The 23,993-nt window shown below is 70.6% G+C and carries 19 protein-coding genes; 10 read left to right on the top strand and 9 right to left on the bottom strand.

The window, feature by feature from the left end:
* Nucleotides 1-9 precede the first annotated feature (9 nt).
* The 4 genes from ACIRPX_RS35375 (at nucleotide 10) to ACIRPX_RS35390 (ending at nucleotide 4,486) form a co-directional block, all read left to right on the top strand.
* Nucleotides 10-1,593, top strand: coding sequence for a vWA domain-containing protein (locus ACIRPX_RS35375; protein WP_404202984.1), 1,584 nt, complete (start codon nucleotides 10-12; stop codon nucleotides 1,591-1,593).
* Nucleotides 1,594-1,642: 49 nt separating this feature from the next.
* Nucleotides 1,643-3,592, top strand: coding sequence for a PQQ-binding-like beta-propeller repeat protein (locus ACIRPX_RS35380; RefSeq protein WP_404202986.1), 1,950 nt, complete (start codon nucleotides 1,643-1,645; stop codon nucleotides 3,590-3,592).
* A 107-nt stretch (nucleotides 3,593-3,699) separates the two neighbouring features.
* On the top strand, nucleotides 3,700-3,945 hold the full coding sequence (locus ACIRPX_RS35385; protein ID WP_404202987.1) for a hypothetical protein: 246 nt from the start codon (nucleotides 3,700-3,702) through the stop codon (nucleotides 3,943-3,945).
* Nucleotides 3,946-4,009: 64 nt separating this feature from the next.
* The gene (locus ACIRPX_RS35390; RefSeq protein ID WP_404202989.1) at nucleotides 4,010-4,486 is read left to right on the top strand and encodes an SRPBCC domain-containing protein; all 477 of its coding nucleotides are present in this window, start codon (nucleotides 4,010-4,012) and stop codon (nucleotides 4,484-4,486) included.
* A 245-nt stretch (nucleotides 4,487-4,731) separates the two neighbouring features.
* Here the strand turns inward: ACIRPX_RS35390 and ACIRPX_RS35395 are convergent, their stop codons facing one another.
* The gene (locus ACIRPX_RS35395) at nucleotides 4,732-7,392 is read right to left on the bottom strand and encodes an NACHT domain-containing protein (RefSeq protein ID WP_404202991.1); all 2,661 of its coding nucleotides are present in this window, start codon (nucleotides 7,390-7,392) and stop codon (nucleotides 4,732-4,734) included.
* Between the two features lie 171 nt (nucleotides 7,393-7,563).
* Entirely contained in the window at nucleotides 7,564-8,445 is an 882-nt protein-coding gene (locus tag ACIRPX_RS35400; protein WP_404202993.1) for a GNAT family N-acetyltransferase, read from the bottom strand.
* A 455-nt stretch (nucleotides 8,446-8,900) separates the two neighbouring features.
* Between ACIRPX_RS35400 and ACIRPX_RS35405 the strand changes: the two genes are divergently transcribed.
* Nucleotides 8,901-9,332, top strand: a complete 432-nt coding sequence (locus ACIRPX_RS35405; RefSeq protein ID WP_404202995.1) for an NfeD family protein — start codon at nucleotides 8,901-8,903, stop codon at nucleotides 9,330-9,332.
* A gap of 4 nt (nucleotides 9,333-9,336) precedes the next feature.
* Entirely contained in the window at nucleotides 9,337-10,374 is a 1,038-nt protein-coding gene (locus tag ACIRPX_RS35410) for an SPFH domain-containing protein (protein ID WP_404202997.1), read from the top strand.
* A 271-nt stretch (nucleotides 10,375-10,645) separates the two neighbouring features.
* Here ACIRPX_RS35410 and ACIRPX_RS35415 read toward each other — a convergent pair whose 3' ends face one another.
* Both ACIRPX_RS35415 and ACIRPX_RS35420 read right to left on the bottom strand, forming a co-directional pair.
* The gene (locus ACIRPX_RS35415) at nucleotides 10,646-12,976 is read right to left on the bottom strand and encodes a glycosyltransferase (protein ID WP_404202999.1); all 2,331 of its coding nucleotides are present in this window, start codon (nucleotides 12,974-12,976) and stop codon (nucleotides 10,646-10,648) included.
* Nucleotides 12,973-14,433, bottom strand: a complete 1,461-nt coding sequence (locus ACIRPX_RS35420) for a glycosyltransferase family 29 protein (RefSeq protein ID WP_404203001.1) — start codon at nucleotides 14,431-14,433, stop codon at nucleotides 12,973-12,975. The genes ACIRPX_RS35415 and ACIRPX_RS35420 overlap by 4 nt, the downstream gene beginning before the upstream one ends.
* Nucleotides 14,434-15,222: 789 nt before the next feature.
* Here ACIRPX_RS35420 and ACIRPX_RS35425 point away from each other — a divergent pair.
* A complete protein-coding gene (locus tag ACIRPX_RS35425; RefSeq protein WP_404203003.1) occupies nucleotides 15,223-17,124 on the top strand; it encodes an NAD-binding protein in 1,902 nt (633 codons plus the stop codon).
* Nucleotides 17,125-17,489: 365 nt separating this feature from the next.
* Here ACIRPX_RS35425 and ACIRPX_RS35430 read toward each other — a convergent pair whose 3' ends face one another.
* A complete protein-coding gene (locus ACIRPX_RS35430) occupies nucleotides 17,490-18,194 on the bottom strand; it encodes a GntR family transcriptional regulator (RefSeq protein WP_404203005.1) in 705 nt (234 codons plus the stop codon).
* A gap of 152 nt (nucleotides 18,195-18,346) precedes the next feature.
* Here ACIRPX_RS35430 and ACIRPX_RS35435 point away from each other — a divergent pair, with 152 nt between their 5' ends.
* Nucleotides 18,347-18,886 carry a YbhB/YbcL family Raf kinase inhibitor-like protein gene (locus ACIRPX_RS35435; RefSeq protein ID WP_404203007.1) on the top strand — a complete coding sequence of 180 codons (540 nt, stop codon included), beginning with the start codon at nucleotides 18,347-18,349 and terminating at the stop codon, nucleotides 18,884-18,886.
* 180 nt (nucleotides 18,887-19,066) lie between these two features.
* Here ACIRPX_RS35435 and ACIRPX_RS35440 read toward each other — a convergent pair whose 3' ends face one another.
* The 3 genes from ACIRPX_RS35440 to ACIRPX_RS35450 all read right to left on the bottom strand — a co-directional run bounded on the left by ACIRPX_RS35440 (nucleotide 19,067) and on the right by ACIRPX_RS35450 (nucleotide 21,563).
* On the bottom strand, nucleotides 19,067-19,744 hold the full coding sequence (locus tag ACIRPX_RS35440) for a class I SAM-dependent methyltransferase (protein ID WP_404203009.1): 678 nt from the start codon (nucleotides 19,742-19,744) through the stop codon (nucleotides 19,067-19,069).
* Nucleotides 19,745-19,858: 114 nt separating this feature from the next.
* Nucleotides 19,859-20,251, bottom strand: a complete 393-nt coding sequence (locus ACIRPX_RS35445; protein WP_404203012.1) for a nuclear transport factor 2 family protein — start codon at nucleotides 20,249-20,251, stop codon at nucleotides 19,859-19,861.
* 64 nt (nucleotides 20,252-20,315) lie between these two features.
* Nucleotides 20,316-21,563 (bottom strand): alpha/beta hydrolase family protein, encoded by a 1,248-nt coding sequence (locus tag ACIRPX_RS35450; protein WP_404203014.1) that lies wholly within the window; start codon nucleotides 21,561-21,563, stop codon nucleotides 20,316-20,318.
* Between the two features lie 97 nt (nucleotides 21,564-21,660).
* Between ACIRPX_RS35450 and ACIRPX_RS35455 the strand changes: the two genes are divergently transcribed.
* Together ACIRPX_RS35455 and ACIRPX_RS35460 are read left to right on the top strand one after the other, a co-directional pair.
* Nucleotides 21,661-22,245 (top strand): TetR/AcrR family transcriptional regulator, encoded by a 585-nt coding sequence (locus ACIRPX_RS35455; protein ID WP_404203016.1) that lies wholly within the window; start codon nucleotides 21,661-21,663, stop codon nucleotides 22,243-22,245.
* Nucleotides 22,246-22,618: 373 nt separating this feature from the next.
* Complete coding sequence (locus tag ACIRPX_RS35460) at nucleotides 22,619-23,125, top strand: universal stress protein (protein WP_404203019.1); 507 nt, start codon at nucleotides 22,619-22,621, stop codon at nucleotides 23,123-23,125.
* A gap of 368 nt (nucleotides 23,126-23,493) precedes the next feature.
* Here ACIRPX_RS35460 and ACIRPX_RS35465 read toward each other — a convergent pair whose 3' ends face one another.
* Nucleotides 23,494-23,889 carry a VOC family protein gene (locus ACIRPX_RS35465; RefSeq protein WP_404203022.1) on the bottom strand — a complete coding sequence of 132 codons (396 nt, stop codon included), beginning with the start codon at nucleotides 23,887-23,889 and terminating at the stop codon, nucleotides 23,494-23,496.
* Nucleotides 23,890-23,993 lie beyond the last annotated feature (104 nt).

Genomic DNA, 23,993 nt, shown 5'->3' on the forward strand with positions numbered 1-23,993 from the left:
TGACACCTCATGCTCACCATCCGGGCAGCGGCCCGCCACGCCGTGCTGCTTGCCCTCACCGTCCTGATGGCCCTGTTCGGAGCGGTGCCCGCGCCGGCCGCGGACGCGCCCGTCACCCGCGACGACATCTACCGCTCACTCAAGGTCGACGACGTCCCGGCGGCCTACGTCGTGCTCGTCGACGTCTCCAGCTCCATGCAGGACAAAGGGCCCGACGGCGTACCGCTCTACACCACGGTCAAGCGGCGCCTGGCCGACTTCCTGGCTTCGCTCACCCCGGCCGACCAGGTGGCCGTCATCACCTTCGGGAGGGCCACCAGCGTCGTGCACCCCCTGTCGCCGGCGACCCGCACCGGTGACCTGATCGACAAGGAACTCCCGCGCACCGCCGAGGAGTCGGCGAGCAATCACGGCGACGGACTCAACGCCGCCGCCGAGCAACTGGAGCACACCACCGCGCCGGTGGGAGCGGTCCTGATGCTCACCGACGGCTCGGTCAACGCCCAGGGCACCCCCTACGCCACGCTGGGAAGCCCCGCATGGCGGGATCTGAAGAAGCGCTACGGCGCGCTGAGCACGGACCGCCGGATCACCGGCTACGGGCTGCCGTTGGCCGAGGGCACCAAGATCGCCGACATCCTCGGCAACGCCTTCGCCTCACCGCGCATCCTGCCGGTCGACCCGGCGGCCCTGGGCTCCCAGCTCAGCGACGCCAAGGACCAGGTCCGCAGCCAGAAGGCGCTGAGTGTGCTGCGCACCGACCGCGGCCGCAGCGTCGCCGTGTCGGTCGGCGGTGAGGCGGTGCGCCCGGCCGACAACGGCGCGGTCACGGTGTCGACCGGCGGGGGCACGGGGTCCCGCAGCCGCACGTTGCGGGTGACCCTGGAGTCCAGGACCCGGCACGTGCCGCTGACCGTGCGCCTCTCGGCCGACGGCGGCCCCGGGTCGGCGCGGCTGAGCGGAGCCGGCCCCGTCACCCTCCACCCCGGCGAGCGCACGACCGTCCGTGTGCGGCTGACCTGGCGTCAGGACGCGCAGTTCAGCGTGTTCCCCGGCTCCAGCGACTTCCAGTCGCACGTGACGCTGCGCGCCGACGTCTCCTCCGGGTGGACGACGGTGGTGCGCGGCTCCCTCGGGGACCGGGACTTCTCCCCGGGTGCACCGGTCATGACCGACGTGCGGCTCCGGGGCACCGTGCCCGGCCACACACCCGGCTGGCTCTACCCGCTGGTCCTGCTGGTGCTGCTGCTCGGTGGCGCGGCGGCCGTCCAGGTGCACAACCGGCGCAACCCGAGGCTGTCCGGACTGCTGGTCGTGACGGATCTGCGGTCCGGCAACCGCCAGGGGATTCCGCTGCACGGCCGCAAGGTCGTCCATGAGACGGATGCCGGGCAGGTGCGTGCCCGGGTCACCGTGCGCGGCCGGCGGAACGCGGGGGGCGAGGTGCTCCGGTTGCACTGCGAGCGCCCGGCGCCGCTGCGGGGCGGTGAGCGGCTGGACGACAGCGGCGTCTGCGAGCTCGGCAAGTCCACCGTGCTGTGCGGCATCGGCTTCTCGCACGAGACGGAGAGCGTGCCGGCGGAGGCGCGGTGAGGCGTCCGGGCCCGCCGCGTGAGGTCCGCCCGGCGGAAAGGACGCAGACATGGTGACACCGCTCGACCCGGACAACGATCCGCCCGAGGCGGCGGGGTTCCGGCTGCTCGGAAAGCTGGCGACGGGCGGTTTCGGCAAGGTCTACCTCGGCCGGCGCCCCGACGGCCGTCACGCCACCGACACCCTGGCCGCCGTCAAACTGCTCAAGTCGGAGTTCATCGAGGACTCCCAGCACATGCAGCGCTTCCACCAGGAGAGCAAAGCACTCAAACGCTGCGAGGGTGCCCGCATCCCCGAGCTTCTGGCCCTGGACTTCCGCGTCGGCGAACGGCCCACCCTGGCCACCCGTTTCATCCCGGGCCTCTCCCTCTACCGCATCGTGGACACGCACGGTCCGCTGCCCCGGGACGCGGTGCACGCTGTGGCCGCCGAGCTGGTGGACACCCTTCGCACCGCGCACGACAAGGGGCTGCTGCACCGGGACCTGCACCCGGGGAACATCCTGCTCACCCAGGACGGTCCGTGGATCATCGACTTCGGGCTCACCCGGATCAGGGGACAGCGGGTCACGCTGGCCCTCGGCACGGTCATGGGCCATCCGGAGTTCTGCGCGCCCGAACAGATCCGCGGCCTGGACCGGACCGACCACGAGACCGACGTCTTCGGCGTGGCGGCCATCCTGCTCTACGCCCTGACCGGCCACGCCCCCTACACCGGGGAGGAAACCGGGCATGCCATGCTGGTCCGCCGCCTCACCGGGATGGAACCCGACCTGTCCGGGCTGCCGGACGACACCACCGGCCGGCTGATCCGCGCCTGCCTCTCCCCCGACCCGGCCGCCCGCCCCAAGCTGCACGAGATCGCCGACGGCTTCGGCCCGCCCGGCACGTTCCGGCTGCCCAGGGACGTGGTCCGCGGCCTGGCCGGTTACCGGGCGGAGCTGCACGATTTCCTGACCGCGGCGGGCAACGCCACCGATCTGACCGTGCCCTTCCGCCCGGGGCGGCGCAGTTGGAGCGCCCGCGTCGGGGAGTGGCCGAACAGCCTCGTGGCCACCGAGGACGGCGCTGTGGTGACCGCCGACCGCAGCGGCGCCGTGTGCTGGCTGGATGCCTCGACCGGTGCCCCGGTGGAGCGCCGCACGGATCTCGCCGCGCCGGTCCGGCTGTGCGCGGACGGCGACGTGCTGGTGCTGTGTGACGCCGAGGGCCGATTGGAGGCCTGGAACAGCCGAGACCGCCGCCTGCTGTGGTCCCGGCAGTCCGGAACCGCCGTCGGTGCCCAGGTCCTGCTCCGCCGGCAGAGCACGTTCCTCGGCGAGGCCACCGGTCGGCTGCATCACTTCGACGCGGTGACACGCCGGTTGTGGTGGGCGGCCGGGCCCTTCACCGACGCCTCGGGCGCCCCCGCACTGCCGGTGGCGGCGGGCGCCCGGCAGGTGTACCTGTCGGCCGCGGCCGGCCGCGAGATCCTGTGCGTCAACGACGAGGACGGCACGCTCGGCTGGAGGTCGCCGACGGCGCTGCCCGCCCCGGTCCTCGCCGCGCCACTGCCGCTGGAGGAGCACCTGGTGGTCGCGGACGGCGAGGGCACCCTGCGCTGTGTGTCCAGCGCCGACGGCTTCCCCGTCTGGGAGGTACAGCTCGACGCGCCGGTGCTGGCACCGCCCGTGCGGGTGGCCGACACGGTGGTCGTCGGGGACGCTGCGGGCATGCTCCACTGCCACAGCGCGGCGACGGGCGAGGAGGTCTGGCGTTCACCGCACCCGGGACCGGAAGAGTTCTTCGCCCTGTGCACGGACGGCGCCGCCGTCTACGCGGGCGGGTGGAGCGGACGACTGCATCTGCTGGACGCCACGGACGGGACGTCACTGCAGAGCTTCGACCTCGGCGGACAGATCCTGGCCACGGTCTGCGCCCCGGGCGGCACGAGCATCCACGCGACGTCGTCCGGCGGCATGCTCCACGCGCTGCCCTCGGCGGCACCGGGGCCGCGGTAGCGGCGCTGCAGAGGGGGCGGTCCGTCGCGGACCGCCCCCTCTGCCGTGTCGCGCGCGGCGATGGCTCTGGCAGCGGACGGCAGAACCGATGATCAAGGTGGCGTCCGGTGGGCGAGACCACGACGGACACCGAGGCCGTCGAGGCTCCGGCCGTTGAGCCGGCCGCAGAGGCCGTGCCGGACGAGCGCTCCCGGCCGGCCGGGACCTCGGTGTGCCGGACGCAGGCGGTCGAGGTGCCGCTCGTCGAGGCAGGACGCATCCTGGAGACGACCATGGTCGAGACCCCCTGGTCGCCGGGGCGAGTCACCCGCTCGTGCCGCAGGTCCAACACGCCGCCCGATGAACACCGATGACAGATCACCCGGCCGACGCCAGACTCTTCGATGCCGTCACCGATTCGTGAAACCAGGAGACAGTATGACGACGCGGAAGATCCAGGTCGAACGGACCTACGCCGCCGCACCGGAGAAGATCTGGGAGCTGTGGACCACCTCGGCCGGCATCGAGGCCTGGTGGGCGCCGGAGGGGTTCACCGTGCACGTCGACACCCTGGACCTGCGCGTCGGCGGCACCTTGACCTACACGATGACCGCGACCGGCCCCCAGCAGGTCGCGTTCATGGAGAACGCGGGCTTGCCGCTGAGTACGACCTCGCACAAGACGTTCACCGAGGTCGAGCCCACCCGGCGTCTGGCCTACAGCACACTCGCCGACTTCATCCCCGACGTCGAGCCGTACGAGTTCCTCACCGAGGTCGAGCTGCGTCCGACGGACGACGGTGGCACGCAGGTGACGATGACCGCCGACACCATGCACGACGAGGAATGGACCGGGCGGCTGGCCGCCGGGCGGACGAACGAGATGGACAACCTCGCCAAGGTGGTCGGTTCTTGACCGATCGTTTCCGGATGCCGCCGGGACTTGTCGGGAGTGGTCAGGCGGCCTCACCTGACGCTGCCACGGCAAGGGGCGATCGTGCGCAGCGCGGAGCCGTCCCGGCGGAAGGCTCGATCACGGCGAACGAGCGGCCCAGCGGATTCGTGTCGCCTTCACGCCAGGCCACCACCTGGCTATGACGTCGTGGACGTCCGCCTCCCGGGATGAGGACCGTGCACCCTCAGTGATGCGTTGCGCAAGCCTCACGCCCCCCGCACGGCGTCGCGTTGTACGTGGATGCCCGCGGGGAGGTCCTGGGCGAGGCCGGCGTGGGGGCCCAGGCGGAGGGTGGTCAGGTGGGGGAAGGCCGCCAGCCAGTCCAAGGAGCTGCTCGTGTCGTGGACGAAGAGGTAGAGATGAGTGAGACACGATCGGACCAGGCCTGACAAGAGCTGCTCCGACGGCAGGAGTTCGGTGACGCGGATCCTGGCGCGGCCGCCCAGGCGGCGCAGCTCCGCCATCTCCTCGGGGCTGGTGACCGTGAAGTAGAGGTCCTCGGGGTCGAGGTGGGCGATGACCTCGGCGGCGTAGCGTTCGGTGTCGAAGCGGGGCCAGGCGGCTGCCAGTTCGTTGCGGACGGCGAGGGAACGGCGGTCGCGCAGGCGGGCCAGGTAGTCGATGGCGGCATCGTCGCGGACGCCGCTCGCCGTGGCGGCGAGGAGGAGGGCCTTGCGGTCCGAGATCTTCTCCGGATCCGGCAGCAGTTCGAGGGCGATCGGGCCGATCCAGCCCAGGGTGCGGGCGCTGGCGAGGTTGTCCGGCTGTGCGATGAAACGGGTGCGCCGGCGCACCATCTCCCGGGTCTCGGGGCTCATCTCCGTGGCGTGTTCCAGGCAGGCGGAGGCCAGCAGTTTGCAGTACTTGGCCTGGGCGGCGGTCAGCCCTGGGCGTGTGGAGACCAAGTCCTGCATCATCTGCGCGCACTCGTCGGGCCGTGCCAGGGACACCGCCATCCGGATCACCTCGTCCCAGTCGCTGCGGTGCGCGTTGTTGACCAGGAAACGGAAGTCGTGCCGTTCCACCGCCTCCTTGGCGCTGAGGTAGTCCTGGAAGGTGCGGTGCACGAAGTCCACGGAGCCCGGTGTCGGCATCCGCAGCAGTCCGGTGCGGTGCAGCAGGTGCTCGAACAGCGCCTCCGCGCTGCCCTGGCTGCCCGCGCTGGGAATCGCCGGCAGGAACCGCTCCAGCGTGCCCACGGCGGTGGTCCTGTCCATCTCCGTGAGGTCGTTGAGCAGCATCCAGTGCGCCAGTTTCTGCAGCAGACGCTCCTTGGCCTCCCGGTCGATGACGATCCCGTCCGCGTCCACCTCTCGTTCCGGATCGCGGCGCTCCAGGAGCATGGCGAGCGCCGCCTTGTAGAGGGCTTTGCGGCCGCGCGGCAGGATTCCGTTGCGGTCACGGTTGAGCGCGCAGATCAGGCTGCACATCAGCGGATTGGTGGCCAGCCCGCGCAATTCCCGGATCAGGCGTACGGAGTTGAGGAGCCGACGCTCGTACTCGGCCAGCCGTGCGGTGTCGGTGCCGGCCTCACCTGCCGCTGCGCGGTGCCAGGCGCGGATGAACCGGGCGACCTGGTCGCGGTTCATGGGCGTGAGCGTGATTTCGGTGAACTCCTGGTCGGTGAGCCACTGTTCGCGTACCGCGGAGGGGCGGGTGGTGACCACCCAGCGATTGCCGGGGAACGTGCGCCGGAGCATGTCGATCTGCTCACGGATCCGCTGCCGCCGTCCGGCGGGGGCCTCGTCGATGCCGTCCACCAGCAGCAGGGCCCGGCCCGAGCGCAGCACCCGCACCGCCCAGCCGTCCGGTTCCGAGCCCGCCATGGGGTGGTGGGAGGCCGACAGGAAGTCGGCGGGTGAGGGCATGTCCTGGTCGGAGAAGCGCCGCACCGGCAGCATGAACGGCACCAGACCGCGTAGCGGGCGCAGCGACTCGGGCAGCCGGTCGGCGGCCGTCTGCACGGTCAGCCACTGCATCAGCGTCGTCTTGCCGGATCCGGCGGTTCCGCGCACCAGGATGCGGGGAGCTCCGCCGAGCGCGTGATCCACGGGAACGGTGGGCGGCGGACCGGCAGCCGCACCGACGGCGGCCGGGCCGCCGGTGGTGCCGGTCGCGCTGTCGCCCGGCGCCTCGCCGGGCCGCCGCTCGACGGGCTCCTCGCCGGTCGGCTCCGCTCCCAGCGGCACGTACGTGGCGTCCAGCGACCAGCTTCCCGGGGAGTTCACGAAGTCGACACCGACGATCGTCACCTGCCCGTGCAGAGGGACGAGGCTCTCCACGTACGCGGTCTCGAACCCCAGGTCCGCCGCGTCGGGCGACGGCAGCTGCTCGAGCAGGCGCATCGCCTGCTCCAGGCGTCGGCTCTGTTCGACGGCGGTCCGGGCCAGGAACGTGGACCGCTGGGTGAAGAAGTGCAGAATGTGCACGCCGGCCGTCTCCACCAGCCGGTCGTGGAACCAGGTGGCGTCCGCCGACAGGTGCTGGCACGCGTCCGGCGTGCTCAGGCGCAGCCGGCGCACGAACCCTTCCGGGCCGAGCGCCACCGCCTGTACGTCGTCCATGTCGAGTTCGCCCAGCCCGGACAGGGTCCTGGTCACGGCGTCCACCACGGCCGTGTACTCGTCATCCGGGAAACCCTCGCGCGGTCCCGTGGCGCGCCGTGCCCGGGAGACCAGTTCTCCGGTGAGCCGGCGCAGGTCGTCCTCGGCGAGATCGCGTTTCTCCCCGTGGAAGGAGACGAGGGCTGAGAGACGCACCTGCTCGTCCACCAGCCCGGCGCCGGGTCCGTCCTGCCTGATGAGCCGCTTCACCAAGGGCGTCACGACGCTCGCCGAGATCCGTAATCCGATGCTTGCAGGATCCATCGTTCGAACCTAAAAGGTGTCCCTGCGGCGTTCAAGAGCGCCTCCCGCGACGCCAGGTGACCGATCACCCGGATCGGGTGGGCCGGCGCTCACGGGAACACCCGGGTTCCGGATCTGGCCTCGAACGGGCCGGACGGGGTGGTGCCCACGTCCGGCCCGTTCGTTCACCTCCTAGAGGTCGAGCTGGTACTGGTATGTGGTGTGCGTGGGTGCGTAGCCGAGGCTGTCGTTGATCCGCCTCATGTGCGTGTTGCTGTCGGCGGTGTCGGTCAGGAGGCTGTCGAGCTCCGGGTGGAGCTCACGGGCCTGCCGGATCGACTCGGCCTTCATCCACCGGCCGAGGTCGCGTCCGCGGTGCTCGGGCAGTACGCCGGTGCCGTAGTGCTGGGCATCCCCTGTGCCGCTGCCCGGGACGACGAGTTCGGTGAACCCTGCGATCGTGCCGTCGGAGGCGTCGACGGCGGCGACCGTGTGCAGTTGGTCGCCGCGGTCTTCGACGGCTTTCGCCACCGCCCTGACACGGTCCACGTCCCAGGTCACGGTGCCGTGGTCGGCGTCGTCCATGGGCATGTCGTCCATGGCGCGCCGTGAGGCGGCGAACGTCCCGGCGAGTTCGTCCGGGACGGTTCCCCGCCACGACACCAGCCGGTAGCCGGGATGGGGACGCCCGGTGATCTCGGTGAGGGCGGTGGTGTCCGCGTCGGCCAGCCGCAGACGGGTGTACCGCAGGGTGAGGACCTTGCGGAATCCGCGCGCCGCGAGGAAGTGGTCGCCGGGTGATCCGGCCGCGCACTCTGCGAGGACGCAGCGTCGGGCGTCGCTCCGTGCGGTGGCCGCGGCCGCGTCGAGGAGTCGGGAGCCGACGCCGTTGCGGCGCTGAGCGGGGTGGACGTGGAGGGTCAGCTCGGCCAGGTGTTCCTGTCCGGGATCGCTGAACAGCCGCAGGAACGCGGTTCCGACCGGGATGGAGTCGGCATCGGACGCCAGCCATGCAAGGCGTCGGCTGTGGGCCCCTTCGGCGGGGTCGGTCAGTTCGGTGATGCGGAGTGACAAGGTGTCTCCGTCGTGAGGAGGTGGCGGCGGTCGGTGCACGGGCTCACCTGCTGGGCACTCCTGCGCATGTGCTCCACACCTCCTCCTCGAAGCGCCGGTCCGGCACGACGCGGACGGCCGGCAGAACCTAACGGGCCGGAGGGCTCGCAGGCAAAGGCTTTTCGGAGCGCCGGGCTGGTGAGGCGTCTCGCCGCAGGCGCCTTCGGGCGTTCACGGGAGCCTCCGGCGGTAGAAGATCGACTCCGGATTACCCCCCGCGGTGAGGATAGTGATCTCCCTTTCGTGGGTAAAGTAGGGGCAAAGAGCGCTATGAGTCGTTGCGGGCGCGCCGGACCGGCCCACTTCGCTGAGCCGGTGGGGCTTTCCCGCCCATGGGTGTCGCGGTGGCCCCAAGTCGCGGTTCACTGGTGGGAGTCACGCCCTTGAGCACCCGCACCGGTCAAAAGAGGCACGCAATGGACCTGTGGCTGATCTGGTTGATGATCGCAGCCGTGTTGGCGGTCGCGGAGATCTTCACGCTGACTGCCGCGCTCGGACTGCTGAGTGTGGCCGCCCTGGTCACGGCGGGATCCGCCGCGGTCGGACTGCCGGTGCCTCTCCAGTTCCTGGTGTTCGCCACGGTCTCCACGGTCACGGTGCTGTTCGTGCGCCCGATCGCGCTGCGCCACGTGCTCCAGCCCCAAACGGCACGATTCGGCGTGGACGCGCTCGTCGGGAAGGCCGCCCACGTCGTCTCGGAGGTGACGGGCCAGGGCGGCAGGGTCCGTATCGACGGCGAAGAATGGACGGCCCGCGCCTACGACGAGACGCTGGTGATCCCTGCCGGAAAGACCGTCGACGTCATAGAGATCAGCGGCGCCACAGCGATCGTCTACCCCAGGGACTGAAACCATGGAAACATCGGCGTTCTTGATTGCCGGCCTGATCCTCGCGCTGTTCGCGATTTTCACCGTGGTGCGGGCCGTCCGTATCGTCCCCCAGGCACGGGCTCGTAATGTCGAGCGACTCGGCCGCTACCACCGGACCCTCAATCCCGGACTCAACCTCGTCATCCCCTACATCGACCGCGTTCATCCGCTGATCGACCTGCGGGAACAGGTCGTCTCCTTCAAGCCGCAGCCGGTCATCACCGAGGACAACCTGGTCGTCGAGATCGACACCGTCCTGTATTTCCAGGTCACCGATCCACGAGCGGCCTTCTACGAGATCGCCAGTTTCCTTCAGGCGGTCGAGCAGCTCACCGTCACGACCCTGCGCAATGTCGTGGGATCCATGGACCTGGAGAAGACCCTCACCTCACGGGACACGATCAACAGCCAACTGCGGGGCGTGCTGGACGAGGCCACCGGCAAGTGGGGACTGAGGGTCAACCGTGTGGAGATCAAGGCCATCGATCCTCCGCAGACCATCAAGGACGCGATGCAGAAGCAGATGCGGGCCGAGCGGGACAAGCGGGCCGCGATCCTCACCGCCGAGGGGCAGCGCCAGTCGCAGATCCTCACGGCGGAAGGCGACAAGCAGGCCGCCGTGCTGCGCGCGGAGGGCAACCGCACGGCCGCGATCCTCCAGGCCGAGGGACAGTCCCGGGCCATCGACGAGGTGTTCCAGGCCGTGCATCGCAACGACCCCGACCCCAAGCTGCTCGCCTGGCAGTACCTCCAGACACTGCCTCAACTCGCGCAGGGCTCGGGAAGTACCTTCTGGATGATTCCCAGCGAGGTGACCGCGGCGCTCCAGGGCGTCTCCCGTGCCTTCACCGAGGTGCTGCCGCAGTCGCCGGCCACCCGCGAGAAGCCGGCCGACGACACTGCCGCCGGAGCGGCCAGTGACACGGCTCAGGCCGCGGAGGCCGCGGCCGCCGCCCTCGCGGACGCGGCCAGGGCCGATCGAGTGACTCCCGGCTCCCTCCCGTCCCAGCCCCCTCTCTGACGGCCGAGAACCGTTACGCGCCATCCGTGCCACGCCTGCCGCCGGGCCTGCAGGCGTGTTTTCCCGGACGGCTCGTCCGGCTCCGGGTTCGCGACCGACCACGCCGGCCGCGAACCCTTGCACGTGCCCGACTCCCTTCCGCGTGCCCGACTCCCCTTCCACCGGCTCCCCGCGGACGGTCCCGGGCGCACCGACCGTGGTCGACGCTTCGGACGAAGGCGAGGGGCCCGTTCCGGCGTCGGGGAGCGCCGGTCGGTTCGGGCGGTCCTCCTCAGTCGCCCAGGAGGACCCGCAGATCGGCGGCGTTCGCCTCGGTGACCTTCCACAGCTCCTGCTGGCGACCGTGCACGTCGGCCACGGTCTTCGCGTGATCGGCGAGCAGGTCACGCGAGCGCTCCACCAGGCGGGCGGCGAGGTGGCGGTCGTGGACGGAGACACCCCACTCGGGGCGCTCGATGTCGTTGAGGAAGTACGCCATCTTGGGGTGCGAGATGAGGCTGATGATCGGCGTGCCGACGCCGAACGGGATCATGCCCGCGTGGCCGCGCATGCCGATCACCAGCTTGGTGCGGGCGTAGACGTCGAGGATCTCCTCGTTCTCGAAGTCGTACATCGGGATGACGGGCATCGAGATGCCGTGTTCCCGGCGCAGATCGAAGGCGATCTTCTCGTCGTCGAGCGAGTGCGCCACGCATCGGACGTCCCCGAGGTCGCCCAAGTCCTTGACGGCTGTGGCCATTTGGGCCAGGAAATAGCCGTAGTCATGGCCGAAGCGCAGGCCCGCGCGGTCGTATGCGGCGTTGATCAGGATGGTGTCGTCGCGGCCCGCCGGGTCCTGCCGGCCGGGCACCAGCTGCCGGGTGACCGTGGTGGGGCAGGGCTGGAAGCGGATCTTGTCGTGCAGCCGGGCCGGAAGCATGGCCCGCACCTTCTCGATGGACCCGTGGTTGCGCAGGCCGAAGAAGGAGGACTGCTCGACCAGCAGCCGCAGCGACTCCCGGAAGCGCCCCGCACGGTAGGACTGGCCGTCGAAGGCGTTGAAGCCGACGGCGAAGACGGCGATCGGCACGTCGACGCGCCGGAGCAGTTCGTCCGGGACGTTCCACTGCCACGCGCTGTTGCCGTTCGGCATGGTGTCCGGGATGAACAGGCCGCCGCCGCCGATGACCAGGCCCCGACGGTGGTTGACCCGTCGCAGGGCGGCCTCGTCGAACAGACGGTGGGCGTGGACGGAGTGCCAGCGCCGGGATGTGGTGTCCGGCCCGAAGGCCGAACGGACGCTCTGCGGAAGGAGTTTGTCTCCGGCATTGCCCTGGCGGTCCATGTAGAAGGCGACGTGGGCCAGTTGGTCCTCGGGGGCACCCTGCTCCTGGCCCGGCACGGCCGCCGCACGCTGCGCCCACAGACGGCTGGGGCGGTGGGTCGGGTCGACGGACAGGCCGGCCGTGGCGTGCTGCAGTGCCTGTGCGTTGTCGCCGTGCACCCAGGAGATCTGGGCGAGGCGGGCGTAGGCCGTGGCGGCCCGGTTGGGGGCGGCCGTGGCCAGCAGCAGCTGGGCCCTGGCCTCCTCGTAGCGTGAGACGCTCATCAGGGCGTGGCCAAGGACCTCGTGCGGCCAGGCCTCGTCGACCGGGATGTGCACGCTGCTCAGGAGGTCGACGGCGTCCTGATAGTCGCCGGCCGCGATGTGCGCGGCGGCGACCTTGCGGGCGACCTCCACATCGCCGGTGCGGGCGACGTGCGGGGTGCCGTAGTGGACGAGCAGGTCGTGGTGGAGAGCGCCCTCGCGCGCCAGGTAGGCGGCGTGGAACTCGGCGTCGGGCAGCTCGAACTCCCGCCAGCGCTGCTCCGCCAGGCTGTAGCCCGCCTCGCCGCCCTGCCACGGCTTGTGCCGGCCGGTGAAGTGCAGGATCGCCGTGTCCTCGGGCACCGGCAGGTCGCCCGAAAGACGCCGCTTGACGAAGTTGTAGCGCGCGTCGAGGCGGACGAAGTCGCCGTCCAGAACGGCGTTGAGGATGCCCTGGTCGTGCTTGTCCAGCTCGTAGTCGCCCGCGCGGCCGCACCTGTCGAGCCGGTCACAGAACTCGTCGCTGAGGTACTCGCGCTGAATGACGAGCAGCCCGGAGTTCAGCTTGTGCTGTCCGTAGAAGAACTGCGGGACGGCCGCCAACCCCTCGCGCAGGCTCAGCAGTTCGCTCAGATCACCCAGAACCACCATGTCCGTGTCGAGGGTGATGACCGTGTCGTATCCGCGGATCCTGAACACGTCGAGGATGAAGTAGGCCTTGCGGACCAGGTAGTTGTCCTGGTCGCCCTTCTTGTAGGCGTCGTAGCGCTCGGCGTCGACGCGCCTGAGCACGATCCGCGGGTGCAGGGCCCGGATCCGGGCGATCGAGCCGGGGCGCAGGTCGTCGTGGAGGACGACGAAGTCCTCGCACACCTCCGGGTTGGACAGGGCGAGGCTGCGCAGCAGGGCGAGGAAGCCGGGCAGGTAGTTCTCGTCGACGAAGCTCGCGAAGGCGACCCGCCGCTTGCCGGTCAGGGCGCGCGCGTCGATCGCCGAGTCCTGGGAGGCATCCGGCGTCAGGGAGGTCATGGTCATCGCAGGGATATCCTCATGTCGGTCACGCTCTGGGCCCGTTCCATGACCCATTCCTTCTCGCTGGTGTATTCGTGCACGGGAGTGATGGCCAGCTTCATGGCCTCGGGCACGCGATAGGCACCGCTCTGGTAGAAGTCGAAGCCGATCAGGTCGAGTTTCGGGCTGACGTCCAGGAAGTCCAGCAGCCACAGCATGTTGAACCCGGTGGTCGGGATGCCCGACCAGACGTCGGAGTCGAGTCTGCCGATGTTGCGCACCGGCCAGCGCAGCGATTCGTCGCCGAGGAAGGTCTGGGCACCGGGCACCAGGCGGTTGCGCAGGGAGTACTTCCAGTCGCCGGAGATCCCGCCGAAGACGAGGCGGGTCGTGACCTGCTGCTCCCAGTTGAAGCCGTGCTTGTGGATCGTGGCGTGGACGTCGGTGCGGCGGCCGGTGTGCCGCGGATCGATCCTGTACGAGTTGAAACGCACGACCAGGTCGTACGAGTCGATCTCGTCCCCCAGGGAACTCGCCCCGACACGGCCGGAGTTGGCGATCAGGCAGATGGACTTGCCGGTGATCTGGTTACGGAACTCACCCAGGCTGATCCACTGCACGCCACCGATCGTCGGGTCGGCGACCGGTCCGCGCATCCGGGCACGACGCTGCTCCGCGTAGAGGGCCAGGACCTCGGTGAGAGCGGGAAGGTCGACACCCGGGACGGTGGTGCGCAGGTCCAGGTACTGGCTGAGCAGTTCCTGCCGGTCGGCGGCCGGGGCGTGCTGGTCGGCCAGCCTGAGGAGCGCTCCCACGAGGCGGGGCTCGGCCGCGGCCCAGTCACCGACGGCGTGCGCGGCCAGTCCCTCGGCCCAAACGTCGGTGGCGGGACGGCGGATGAACTCCTCGCCGCGCGGAACCTGACGGCGGAGCACCGCGAGCAGCTCGCGCTCCTTCTCACCGGCGACGCGCAGGCCGGCGATGCGGGCCTTGGTGCCGAAGCCGTCGTCGTGGGTGAGTTCGAGGTACTTCTCGTACGCCTCCAGCGCCTCCGCCTCGTCGCCGAGGGCCTCCAGGAGGCGGGCGCGCAACCGCCAGCCGGCGCGGGAGTTCCTGCGCTGGGCAAGGACGGTGTCGCTGATGACCAGGGCAAGGTTCAGCTCGTCGTCGTAGCCGCACTCCAGTGCCTTGTTGCCGACGGCGAGCAGGGCGTCGAGCAGCTCCGGGACGATCGGGGAGGCGGGGGCCGCCGCCCCTTTGACGGCGCGCTTGAGCAGCACGGCGGCACCGGCGGCCGGGGCAGGGGCGGTGCCGACGGTCGTGCCCCATACGACGAGCAGCTTGCGCAGCTGTTCCGCCAGTTCGACGCGGCGCTTGTCGACGCTGCCGACCAGTTTGCCGCTGTGCGTGGCGCACGCGCGCAGGCAGTGGTCCAACTCCCCTCCGCGCATGCGTGTCCGTCTGTTCTCGACCCTCGTCATGGCACTCCTGGGCATTTGCCAAATGCTTGCTGTGAATTGATGCGGATGACCTGGCCGGGCGACAGGTTTACCGCGACGTGGGGGGTTGCTGGGAAAAATTAGGTAGCGAAAACGACATCCAGGTGAACCGATGGGGACCGATGCGAGAATCGTTGGCCCGTCAACCAACGTCTCTCCATGACTCGGCCCCGTCGCGCTCAAGCCGGTCGCGGAGCCTGCAGGAACGCGAGGGTGGCGTCACGGGGCGCCTCGCACGGCGCGCTCCGACTCTGCCGGTCGATCGGCCACGCGCTACCGCGGCGAGACGATCTTCGCTAGCGTGGGGCGGGCCCGCGCAGGTCCGAGCGGTATCGGCCTCTCCTGCGGGGTGCGGCTGTCGAGCCCGTGGCGGTGGGGGGCGTGGCCGCCATCCGGACAGGGCGAACGGAACGAGGAACGGGAACGGGGCATGGCACACCGACGGCCGCGCGAGGCGGACGCGGTCGGTTCCTCGGCGGGAACAGGCCCAGGCCGCGTGCCCACGCTGAGGGAAACCGGTCCGGTGACTTCCACGGCCAGGTGTCCAGCGCTCCGTACACCGCCGCCCCGGGGCGTGATCCAGCACCCCGCGATCCGCGACGCCGCGTACACCTCCCGCCCGTTGAGCAGCCCGCCCCCCGCCCGATCTCTTCCGAGCGCCGAGCGGGACGGCACGGCCGGCCGCGGCGCTTCGTCCTGCCCGAAGCGGAGGTTGTGGACCGCATGGCCGTGATTCCCCAGCCGCCACGATCGGTCCCCCAGCCGGGACACATGATCGTGTGTGGCGACGACGCCCTCGCCGAACGGCTGGCCGCCGAACTCACCACGGTGTACGGCGAGCACGTCGTCCTCGTCGTGCCGTCGGCGGGACGCATCGAACCGGGCGGCGGGACGGTGCCCCGCGCGTCGGCGCTGCTCGGCCGGCTGCAGGCGGCGCTGGCCCGCACCGCCGCGGGGCCCGGGACCCCGCGGGTGATCGAGACGCCCCTGCCCGACGAGACCGCCCTGGCCGAGGCCGGGGTACGCGAGGCCGCCGCGCTGGCGCTGGTGTATGACGACGACGAGACCAACATCCACACGGCGCTGGCCGCCCGCCGCCTCAACCCCCGGCTGCGCCTGGTCATCCGGCTCTACAACCGGAGGCTCGGTCAGCACCTGGAGGACCTCCTCGACCAGGCCGCCGCCCTCGCCGTCCCCGGGCTGGACCCGGCGGTCCTGGACACCTCCACGACGGTCCTGTCGGACGCGGACACGGCGGCACCAGCGCTCGCGGCCACCGCCATCGCCGGCACCAGCAAAGTCGTACAGGCCGACGGGCTGCTGCTGCGCGCCGCCGAGCGCACCCCGCCGGGCCACGGCGAGGTCGCCGACCCTGGGCTGTGCACGCTCGCTCTGCTGTCGTCCACCACCAACGACCCGGCGGGCGCTGAGGGTTCGGACGCCAGCGGCCGGGAAGCACCGACGCTGCTGCCGGACGCCGACACCGTGGCCGCGGCGACAGGGCGCGGCACGGTGGTCCTGGAGGCCCTCGCCCACAGCGCTTCCACTCCCCCACCGGGCCCTCTCGCCGGGCGCGGAGTACCACTGGCCTCCCTCTTCTCCCGCCGGCTGTGCTGGTCGATCGCCGGACTCATGGCCGCCCTCCTGGGCCTGGCCGCCGCCACCTGGCTGACCACCGACTCCCACCCGCTGCACGCCGGATACCTCACCCTGCTCGACCTGTTCGCCATCAACGACCCGGCAGTCGACGAGCCCACGTCCCGCCAGATCCTCCAACTCCTCGCGGGCCTCGCGGGCTTGCTGCTGCTGCCGGTGCTGTTCGCGGCCGCCCTGGAAGCCTTCGACACCTTCCGTACGGCCTCTGCCCTGCGCCGCCCGCCCCGCGGCCTGTCCGGTCATGTCGTCCTGCTCGGCCTCGGCAAGGTGGGCACCCGGGTGCTGGCCCGGCTGAGGGAACTCGGCATTCCGGTGGTGTGCCTGGAGGAGAACCCCGAGGCCCGCGGCGTCCCGCTCGCCCGCCGCCTGCACGTGCCCACCGTCATCGGCGACGTCACCCAGGAGGGCGTCCTGGAAGCCGCCGCCGTCCACCGCGCGCACTCCCTCCTGGCCCTCACCAGCAGCGACACCACGAACCTCGAAGCCGTGCTGTACGCGCGCTCGGTCAAGCCCGATCTGAGGGTGGGGTTGCGCCTGTACGACGACGACTTCGCGGCCGCCGTCTACCGCACCCTGCGCGCCGCGCACCCACGGGCCCTCACCCGCAGCCGCAGCGTCTCCACCCTTGCCGCCCCCGCCTTCGCCGGGGCGATGATGGGCCGGCAGATCCTCGGCGCCATCCCGGTCGAACGCCGCGTGCTGCTCTTCGCCGCCCTGAACGTCGGCGGACACCCGCAGCTGGAAGGGCGCACGATCGCCGAGTCGTTCCGGGCCGGGGCCTGGCGCGTACTCGCCCTGGACACCGCCGCGCCGGGCGACCGCCTGCCCGACCTGTCCGCCACGCCGGCCCACGACGACGGCAGCCGCCCTGGCGGACTGGTGTGGGATCTGCACCCCGGCTACGTCCTGCGCCCCGAGGATCGGGTCGTCCTGGCCACGACACGCCAGGGCCTGGCCGAACTCCTCGGCCGGCAACCGCGGATGAGGACGGTCCGGTCCGAGGGCGAGAATGTCTGAGCCCATGTGCGCGGCAGGAGCTGCGGGCGAGAACGTCTGAATCCACGTGCGCCGCACGGCCTGCGACGGCGGATCGTGACCGGAGGCATCGAGGGATCGCGACCGGAGGCATCGAGAGCCTGGCCGCCGTCCATGGCGTGGGTGTGGTGAGCGAGGCAACGGCGCCGCGTGGCCTGTCGGTCGGGGCCGGCAGCGGCTGATGTCTGGCCGGGCGTAGGGCTGGGCGTACGGCCGGGCGCAAGGTCAAGGAGCGTGAAGTCGCCGCCGACGGCGGTCGGGAGAAGAGCTGACGCGTCGGAGTCGTCAAAGTGGCTGCGGCGCCGGGGATCAGGTCCCGTCCGTCCGGCCCGATCCCGCGAGCTGTGTCAGCTCTTCCCTGCCGGTTCCTCGGATGCGCAGTCGGTCAGTCCGGCCGCGGTCAGGGTGAGGTGCTCGGCCAGTACTTCGGCCGCGGTGTCGGCTTCGCGGGCCAGAGCGGCCTCCTCCAGGCTCCGGTGCTCGGCCACGTGGTCCCGGTCGGGAACGCGGTGCGCCGACCAGCGCCGAGCAAGTTCGCTCGCACTCCACATCCGGTCGAAGGTCTCGAGCAGCACGGGGTTGCCACAGCCCTCCAGCAGGGTGCGGTGGAAGACGCGGTGGGCTTCGGCCCACGCGCCACTGTAGTACTCGCCTTCCCCCGGCTCGTACGCCGGGGTGCGAGCCAGACGGTGATGAGCGGCGCGTACGCGGGCCTCCCAGTCGATGTCGCCGCGCTCTACGGACATGCGCAGCACCACCGGTTCGATGGCCCGGCGCGCCTCACTGATCTCCTGCCAGCGGCGGTCGGAGAAGGCCGGGACGGCGAAGCCGCGATTGGGAAGCCGGTCGGCGAGGCCCTCACCGACCACACGCACCAGCGCCTCGCGCACGACGGCGAGGCTCACGCCCTGTTCCCTGGCGAGGTCCTGCGGCTTGAGGGCGTCACCGGGGGCGTAGGCCCCCCGCATGATCGCGTCCCGCAGGTGTGCGTACACCTGCTCGGAGAGCATCTGCTTTCCCGACGAGGCCGAGGTGTGGACCGACTGAGTCATGCCTCCACAATAGACGGTCACCCCAATAATCGATTATCTGCTGTATCGTCGATCTGGCGGTCGCCGCCGGGCGACGCGGGCCCACGCGATGCCGCCGGGCCCCCGCCTGCCGCACCGCCACACCCACAGCCCGGTCCGAAAGGAACGACACGATGAGCGCCAACGACCCCTTCGCACGCCTCCCCGAGGCGGCCGCCTTCACTGTCACCAGCACCACCGTCACCGACGGCGCGGCCTGGCCGCCCGAGCAGTTCTCCGGCCTCTTCGGCGTCCCCGGCGGGAAGGACGTCTCCCCGCAGCTGTCCTGGAGCGGTGCCCCGGAGGGCACCAGGAGCTACGCCGTGACCGTGTACGACCCCGATGCCCCCACCGGCTCCGGCTTCTGGCACTGGGCCGTCGCCGACATCCCCGCCACCGTCACCGAGTTGCCCGAGGGCGCCGGTGACGACAGCGGTTCGGGGCTGCCCGAGGGCGCCTTCCAACTGCCCAACGACGCCCGTGCAGCTCGCTTCATCGGCGCCGCGCCGCCGGCCGGGCACGGCCCGCACCGCTATGTCGTCGTGGTGCACGCTCTCGACGTCGCACGCATAGGTGTTGCCGCCGATGCCACCCCGGCCGTCCTCGGCTTCACCATGACCGGCCACATCCTCGGCCGCGCGGTCCTGACGGCCACCGCCGAAATCCTCGCCTGACAAGCAGTACGTCCGCACCCGTCGACTCCGCGGAGATGCATCCCCGCGGAGTCGCGGAGCTCATGCAGGCGGGTCCCGGCACAGAAGCGTTCCTCACGGCACGTCGGAACGGCCCGGCCGTGCCCGACTCGCGCGATGGACAGCCCGGACGCCAGGGGCTCTCATCAGCATCTCAGAGAGTCAGGAAGTGAGGCTGGCCGTCCTGGCGACTGGCTTGTCTGCCAGGAAGCCGGCGAACTTCCACTTCAGGTTTTCATCGCGCTCCTGCACCAGTTGGGCGGCGACGGTGAACCCGGCCTCATCCAGCAGCCCGGCCAGCTGATCCGCCGGCCGGCGCCAGGACTCGTAGGACACGGGGTGGCCGCCGTAGGCATGTGTCGGACGGCGGCACTCAACCGCACCCACGTGGCCGACGAGGAGAAGGTGCCCGCCCGGCGCCAAGGTGCGATGGAACTCGGCGAACACGACCGGCAGCAGCTCCGGAGGCGTGTGATGGATGGAGTAGAAGGCCAGGATGCCGCCGAGCACGCCGTCCTCGATCTCCAGCGCGGTCATGGAGCCCACGGTGAACTGCAGGTCTGGATAGGCTTTTCGAGCCAGTTCGACCATCTTCGGAGACACGTCGACGCCGAAGGAGGTCACTCCGAGTCCGGCCAGGTACGCGGTCACCCTGCCGGGCCCGCAGCCCACGTCCGCGACCGGACCTTGGTCGGACGCTCGAACAAGTTCAGCGAACGCGGTCAGCATCGAACGTGACAACGGGTCCAATTCAGACGGGGATTTGACGAGGGCGGCGTAGTCGTCGGCCACGGTGTCGTACGACTCCCGGACCGCGGCGAGGTAGGAAGGCTCAGTCACGCGACGAACCTAGACCGGGGCACTGACACGGCCGGTGCCGGCTTCTGGATCGCGCGGGTGCTCGCAGGAGTGGTGCGAAAGTGAGGGCGCGTGTCCTCGCCGCGTGGGGCGTGGTCAGCGGGCGCTGCCCAGGTCGCGGTCGGCGTCGGAGCCCTTGAGCATCAGGGTGGTCTCCTCGATGCGCTGGAAGCGGCCGTCGTGGGAGAGGTCGGCGAACACGTAGACCTCCATGCTCACGGTCGAGCCGTCCTTCTTCGTGATGTGGCAGGTGTGCCGGTCGGCGTACTTGTCGCCGTCGTAGAGCTCCTCGTGCACTTCGACCTCACCGTCGACCACGAGCGTACGCAGGTGGGCGATGTGGTCGAGGAAGTCGGCCCGGTCGGCCCACTCGCCGTCGGTGCGCTGGCGGTAGTCGGGGGTGAAGTGGCGCTCGGCGGCCTCGGTCAGGGTGATGTCCCCATTGAAGAGCAGGTCGGTGAGTGCGGCCTTGATGCCCGTGCGGGTCATGGGTGTGTCCTCCAGGTGGCTTCGGAAGCGCGGGATGCGCGGCGGTGCTTGGTGGGTGAGGGCCTCAGGCCCCGGTGCCGGTGCCCGTGCCCGTGCCCGTGCCTGCGAGGGTGTCGTCGAGCCAGTCGTAGAGGCGGGCTTGGGACAGGCGCATGGCGCCAGGGTGGCAGTGGGCGCCGCCGCCTTCCTCGGCGGTGAACACCATCAGGGTCTTGGGACAGGTCAGGTGGTCGTAGAGCTGCTCCGGCTGACCCTTGAAGAACTCGTCCTCGGCGGCGTCGCAGACGAGGGTGGGGCACTGGATCTTTTCGGCGATACCGTCGGCGAGGGTGTAGTCGAGGTACGAGGCGTTGAAGGCGCGGGGAGTGTCGACACCCATGACGTACATGCCGTGGTTGATCGCCCACCGCGCCGTCGCGTCGGTGGCCATGATCCGCTCCATCGCGGCGTCGAGTTCGGGGGCGGAGTCCGCGCGCAGGAGGCGTTCGGCTGCCTCGCGGTCGCCGGGAATGTTGCGGACGGATACCTGGCCGAGGTCGTAGACGCCGTCGACGGCTATCAGTGCGGCCAGGCGGTGCTCGAAGGCCGCGGCCCTGGGGGCGAGTACGCCGCCCATGCTGATGCCGAGGAGTGCGATGCGGCTGTTGTCGACCTCGGGGAGGGTCTCCGCGAAGTCGATCACCGGGGTGATGACGTTCTCCCAGTCGGGGCGGAAGACCAGGTCCTGGTGGTGGCGCGGCCCGGGTTGCCCGGGGCCGTCGAAGACCAGCACGGTGTATCCGCGCTCGACGCCGGCCAGCGCCCCGAAGAAGTGCATCTCCTCCGCGGTGCCGTCGAAACCGTTGTGCATGATCAGGGTCGGCCGCGGCTCCCCTGTGGTGTCGGCCCGGTAGAGGTAGCCGGGCAGAGTGGTGTCCTCGTACGGAATCTCGACCGGTTCGATGACCGGGGTGTACAGCGCCGCCGCCGAGCGGAAACAGGCCACGGAGCGGTCGTAGGCATGGTCGTGGCGCGGGTCACAGGGGTGGCCGTGCAGGAAGAACTCCGCCGAGCGGTAGTAGTTCGAGGCCCGCAGGAATCCGTCCCGGGCGCTGACCGTGTGGCCGGCGTCCAGAGCCTTCAGCGCTTCCGCGGACACCCGGTCGGCGGTGGCCAGCCACTCCCTGTGCCAACTGTCGTAGTCGCCCTCGACGATGCGCTCGCTGGTGGAGACCACTTCACCGAAGTCGGCGCCGCCGTAGGCGATGTGGCTCATCGAGCGCAGGGTCTCGTACCAGAACTGGGTGTTGTTCGGGAACAGCAGCTGCTTCATGTCACTCCCTCATTCCGTAAGCACAGATCTGTGCTTACGGAGATCACCCTAGACCCATGAGCGCCGCCAAGCAAACATCTGTGCTTACGATGTGGGAGTGACTTCGCAACAACCGACCCCACGGGTCCGCAAGAGTTCCGAGCAGGTCCGCGCAGCCGTCCATCAGGCGGTCATCGACCTGCTGTCGCTCTCCGAGGGCGCGGACCTCACCATCCCCGCCATCGCGCAACGGGCCGGGGTCAACCACACCAGCATTTACCGGCGTTGGGGCAGTCGCGAGGCTCTCCTGGCCGATGTGGTCACCACCCGCCTCGAACGGGACTGGCCGCTGCACGACACCGGCACCCTGCGCGGAGACCTCACCGCCTGGGTGAAGGCGGGGGTGGAGAGCATCCGTACGCCCGAAGGCCGCCTTCTCGTACGCGCCGTCGCCCTGTCCATGCCGAGCGGCACCCCCACTCGGGCGGAGCGCGCACAGCATTTCCAGCGGCGGATCCACTCCATCGAGCGCATCCGCGAGCGAGCCGCAGCCCGCGGTGAGATCCCGCCGCCCCTGGAGGAGATCCTCGACCAGCTCATCGCACCGCTCTACCTGCGGGCGATCTTCGGCATCGACCCGCCGGCCTCCGGCTACCCGGAACTGCTGGTGGGCAGACTCCTCGGCGATGCGGGCGCCGCGTAATCAGGGTTCGCCTTTCCTGAGGCCGAGCCCGAGCCCGAGCCCGAAGTCGAGCCCGAGCCCGAGGTCGAGCCCCTGGCGAGCGAACGCGACAGCCCCGCGACGTTCGCGCGCATCCTGAAGGACACGGACTGCTGGTTCCGACCGGTGATCGAGAGGCAACACCAGGCACCGATCGCACCGGACCTCACCAGCGCCGGTGCGGTGGCGGCGCTGCTGTGGCGGCGGACCGTGCGCGGGCACGACACTGAGGTGAAGCCGGGCTCACCTGCTCGGCACGACACTGCCCCTGCCGCCCCGGCACCGACCCGGTGGAGACCACTGCGCCCGCCGGAACCTGCCGGACGCCGGAACAAGAGGCCGGAGGATGACTGGTATGACCGTCGTGGTGTGGATCGTCGAGGGCACCTGGCCCGCCTGTGTGGACGCCGCCCGCACCCAGGCGGCCGACGGGGCGGAGATCGTGCTGCTGCACGTGAGCGACGAGGAGCTACCGGCCATCGCGCACGGCGCGTTCGCCGGCCTGCTGGGCCGCGGCCGCCCGGAGCGGGATCCAGGCACCCGGGTGGAAGAGCTGGCCGCCGAAGCCTCGCAGCACCTGCTGCGGCAGGCGGCCGACCGGCTCGGCCGGCCCTGTACCCGCGTCGCGCGCACCGGCCGCATCGAGCGCGAGGTCGTCGCCGCAGCCGAGGACGCACACCTCCTGATCGTGGCCCGGGACGGTGACCGTAGCCGCCTGGGCCCGAAAAGCCTCAGCCCGCACAGCCGCTTCGTCATCGACCACGCCCCCTGCCCCATCCTCCTGCTCTGGCCGGAGAGCCCCCCGGCGCTGTCCAGCATCCCCACCCCACCTACGCCCCCGCACCCACCGCACCACCACTAGGTGTCGATTCCAACGGATCGGCTGCGCGCATGAGGTGAGGGAGCATGGGCCGAGTACGGCTGCTGCGCCAGCCACGGCGGATTCTTTTGGGCCTTGCCCCGGCACCTGATGTGCACGCTCCACGGACTCCCCGTCGCCTTCGCCCCTCACCGGAGCGACAACCGACGAGCGCGAGACGCTGCTGGACCTGCTCGATGCCGAACCGCAACTCCTTGTCACCCGGCCGGGACAGACCCTGATCGGCGACAAGAACTCCTTCGGCCGCGACATCGAGCACCAACTGGCCGCGCATGGCTTGGTACGCGGGGGAATCAGCCCGTCCCGCGCTCACCGACCGCCTACGCCCGCCAACCCATGGGCGTGAACCTCTAGTTGGACGGTGCCAGGGTGCGCAGGACGTCGAACTCGTTGCCCTCAGGGTCGGCCATGACCACCCAGCTCAGGCCAGGGTTCTGGCCCACGTCCACCTTGGCGGCGCCAAGGTCCAGCAGCCTGGCCACCTCGTCGTCGGTACTGCCGTCGATCGGGCTGACGTCCAGGTGGAGCCGGTTCTTCACGCTCTTGCCCTCGGGCACCCGGATAAAGAGCAGGGTGGGCGGCATCTGACGGGCCCGAACCTCCTCGACGGTCGGCTCCCAGGAACCGATCTCGACCTTGTCCTCGCTCCGGTCGATCACCTTGAAGCCCAGAACCGCGCACCAGAAGGCCGCGAGCCGCTCCGGGTCGTGGCAGTCGACTACCAACTCGGTGAACCTGCTTGTCATTACTCCCCCAGACAGTGCGGATGAGGGCTCAGCCTATGGGGCCACGCCACTCCTCTGGTCCACCAACGCGACGACCGCCAGCCCGTGGAATCGATGCCCCATGG

The sequence above is a fragment of the Streptomyces sp. NPDC101225 genome (assembly GCF_044767585.1).
Taxonomy (GTDB): domain Bacteria; phylum Actinomycetota; class Actinomycetes; order Streptomycetales; family Streptomycetaceae; genus Streptomyces.

What these genes read in the sequence shown, in the direction of transcription:
- ACIRPX_RS35435 (WP_404203007.1), top strand. Translation starts at nt 18,347, where the DNA reads ATGAGCGCCAACGACCCCTTCGCACGCCTCCCCGAGGCGGCCGCCTTC.
- ACIRPX_RS35430 (WP_404203005.1), bottom strand. Translation starts at nt 18,194, where the DNA reads ATGACTCAGTCGGTCCACACCTCGGCCTCGTCGGGAAAGCAGATGCTC.
- ACIRPX_RS35410 (WP_404202997.1), top strand. Translation starts at nt 9,337, where the DNA reads ATGGAAACATCGGCGTTCTTGATTGCCGGCCTGATCCTCGCGCTGTTC.
- ACIRPX_RS35415 (WP_404202999.1), bottom strand. Translation starts at nt 12,976, where the DNA reads ATGACCATGACCTCCCTGACGCCGGATGCCTCCCAGGACTCGGCGATC.
- ACIRPX_RS35425 (WP_404203003.1), top strand. Translation starts at nt 15,223, where the DNA reads ATGATCGTGTGTGGCGACGACGCCCTCGCCGAACGGCTGGCCGCCGAA.
- ACIRPX_RS35420 (WP_404203001.1), bottom strand. Translation starts at nt 14,433, where the DNA reads ATGACGAGGGTCGAGAACAGACGGACACGCATGCGCGGAGGGGAGTTG.
- ACIRPX_RS35405 (WP_404202995.1), top strand. Translation starts at nt 8,901, where the DNA reads ATGGACCTGTGGCTGATCTGGTTGATGATCGCAGCCGTGTTGGCGGTC.
- ACIRPX_RS35380 (WP_404202986.1), top strand. Translation starts at nt 1,643, where the DNA reads ATGGTGACACCGCTCGACCCGGACAACGATCCGCCCGAGGCGGCGGGG.
- ACIRPX_RS35465 (WP_404203022.1), bottom strand. Translation starts at nt 23,889, where the DNA reads ATGACAAGCAGGTTCACCGAGTTGGTAGTCGACTGCCACGACCCGGAG.
- ACIRPX_RS35460 (WP_404203019.1), top strand. Translation starts at nt 22,619, where the DNA reads ATGACCGTCGTGGTGTGGATCGTCGAGGGCACCTGGCCCGCCTGTGTG.
- ACIRPX_RS35395 (WP_404202991.1), bottom strand. Translation starts at nt 7,392, where the DNA reads ATGGATCCTGCAAGCATCGGATTACGGATCTCGGCGAGCGTCGTGACG.
- ACIRPX_RS35375 (WP_404202984.1), top strand. Translation starts at nt 10, where the DNA reads ATGCTCACCATCCGGGCAGCGGCCCGCCACGCCGTGCTGCTTGCCCTC.
- ACIRPX_RS35390 (WP_404202989.1), top strand. Translation starts at nt 4,010, where the DNA reads ATGACGACGCGGAAGATCCAGGTCGAACGGACCTACGCCGCCGCACCG.
- ACIRPX_RS35445 (WP_404203012.1), bottom strand. Translation starts at nt 20,251, where the DNA reads ATGACCCGCACGGGCATCAAGGCCGCACTCACCGACCTGCTCTTCAAT.
- ACIRPX_RS35450 (WP_404203014.1), bottom strand. Translation starts at nt 21,563, where the DNA reads ATGAAGCAGCTGCTGTTCCCGAACAACACCCAGTTCTGGTACGAGACC.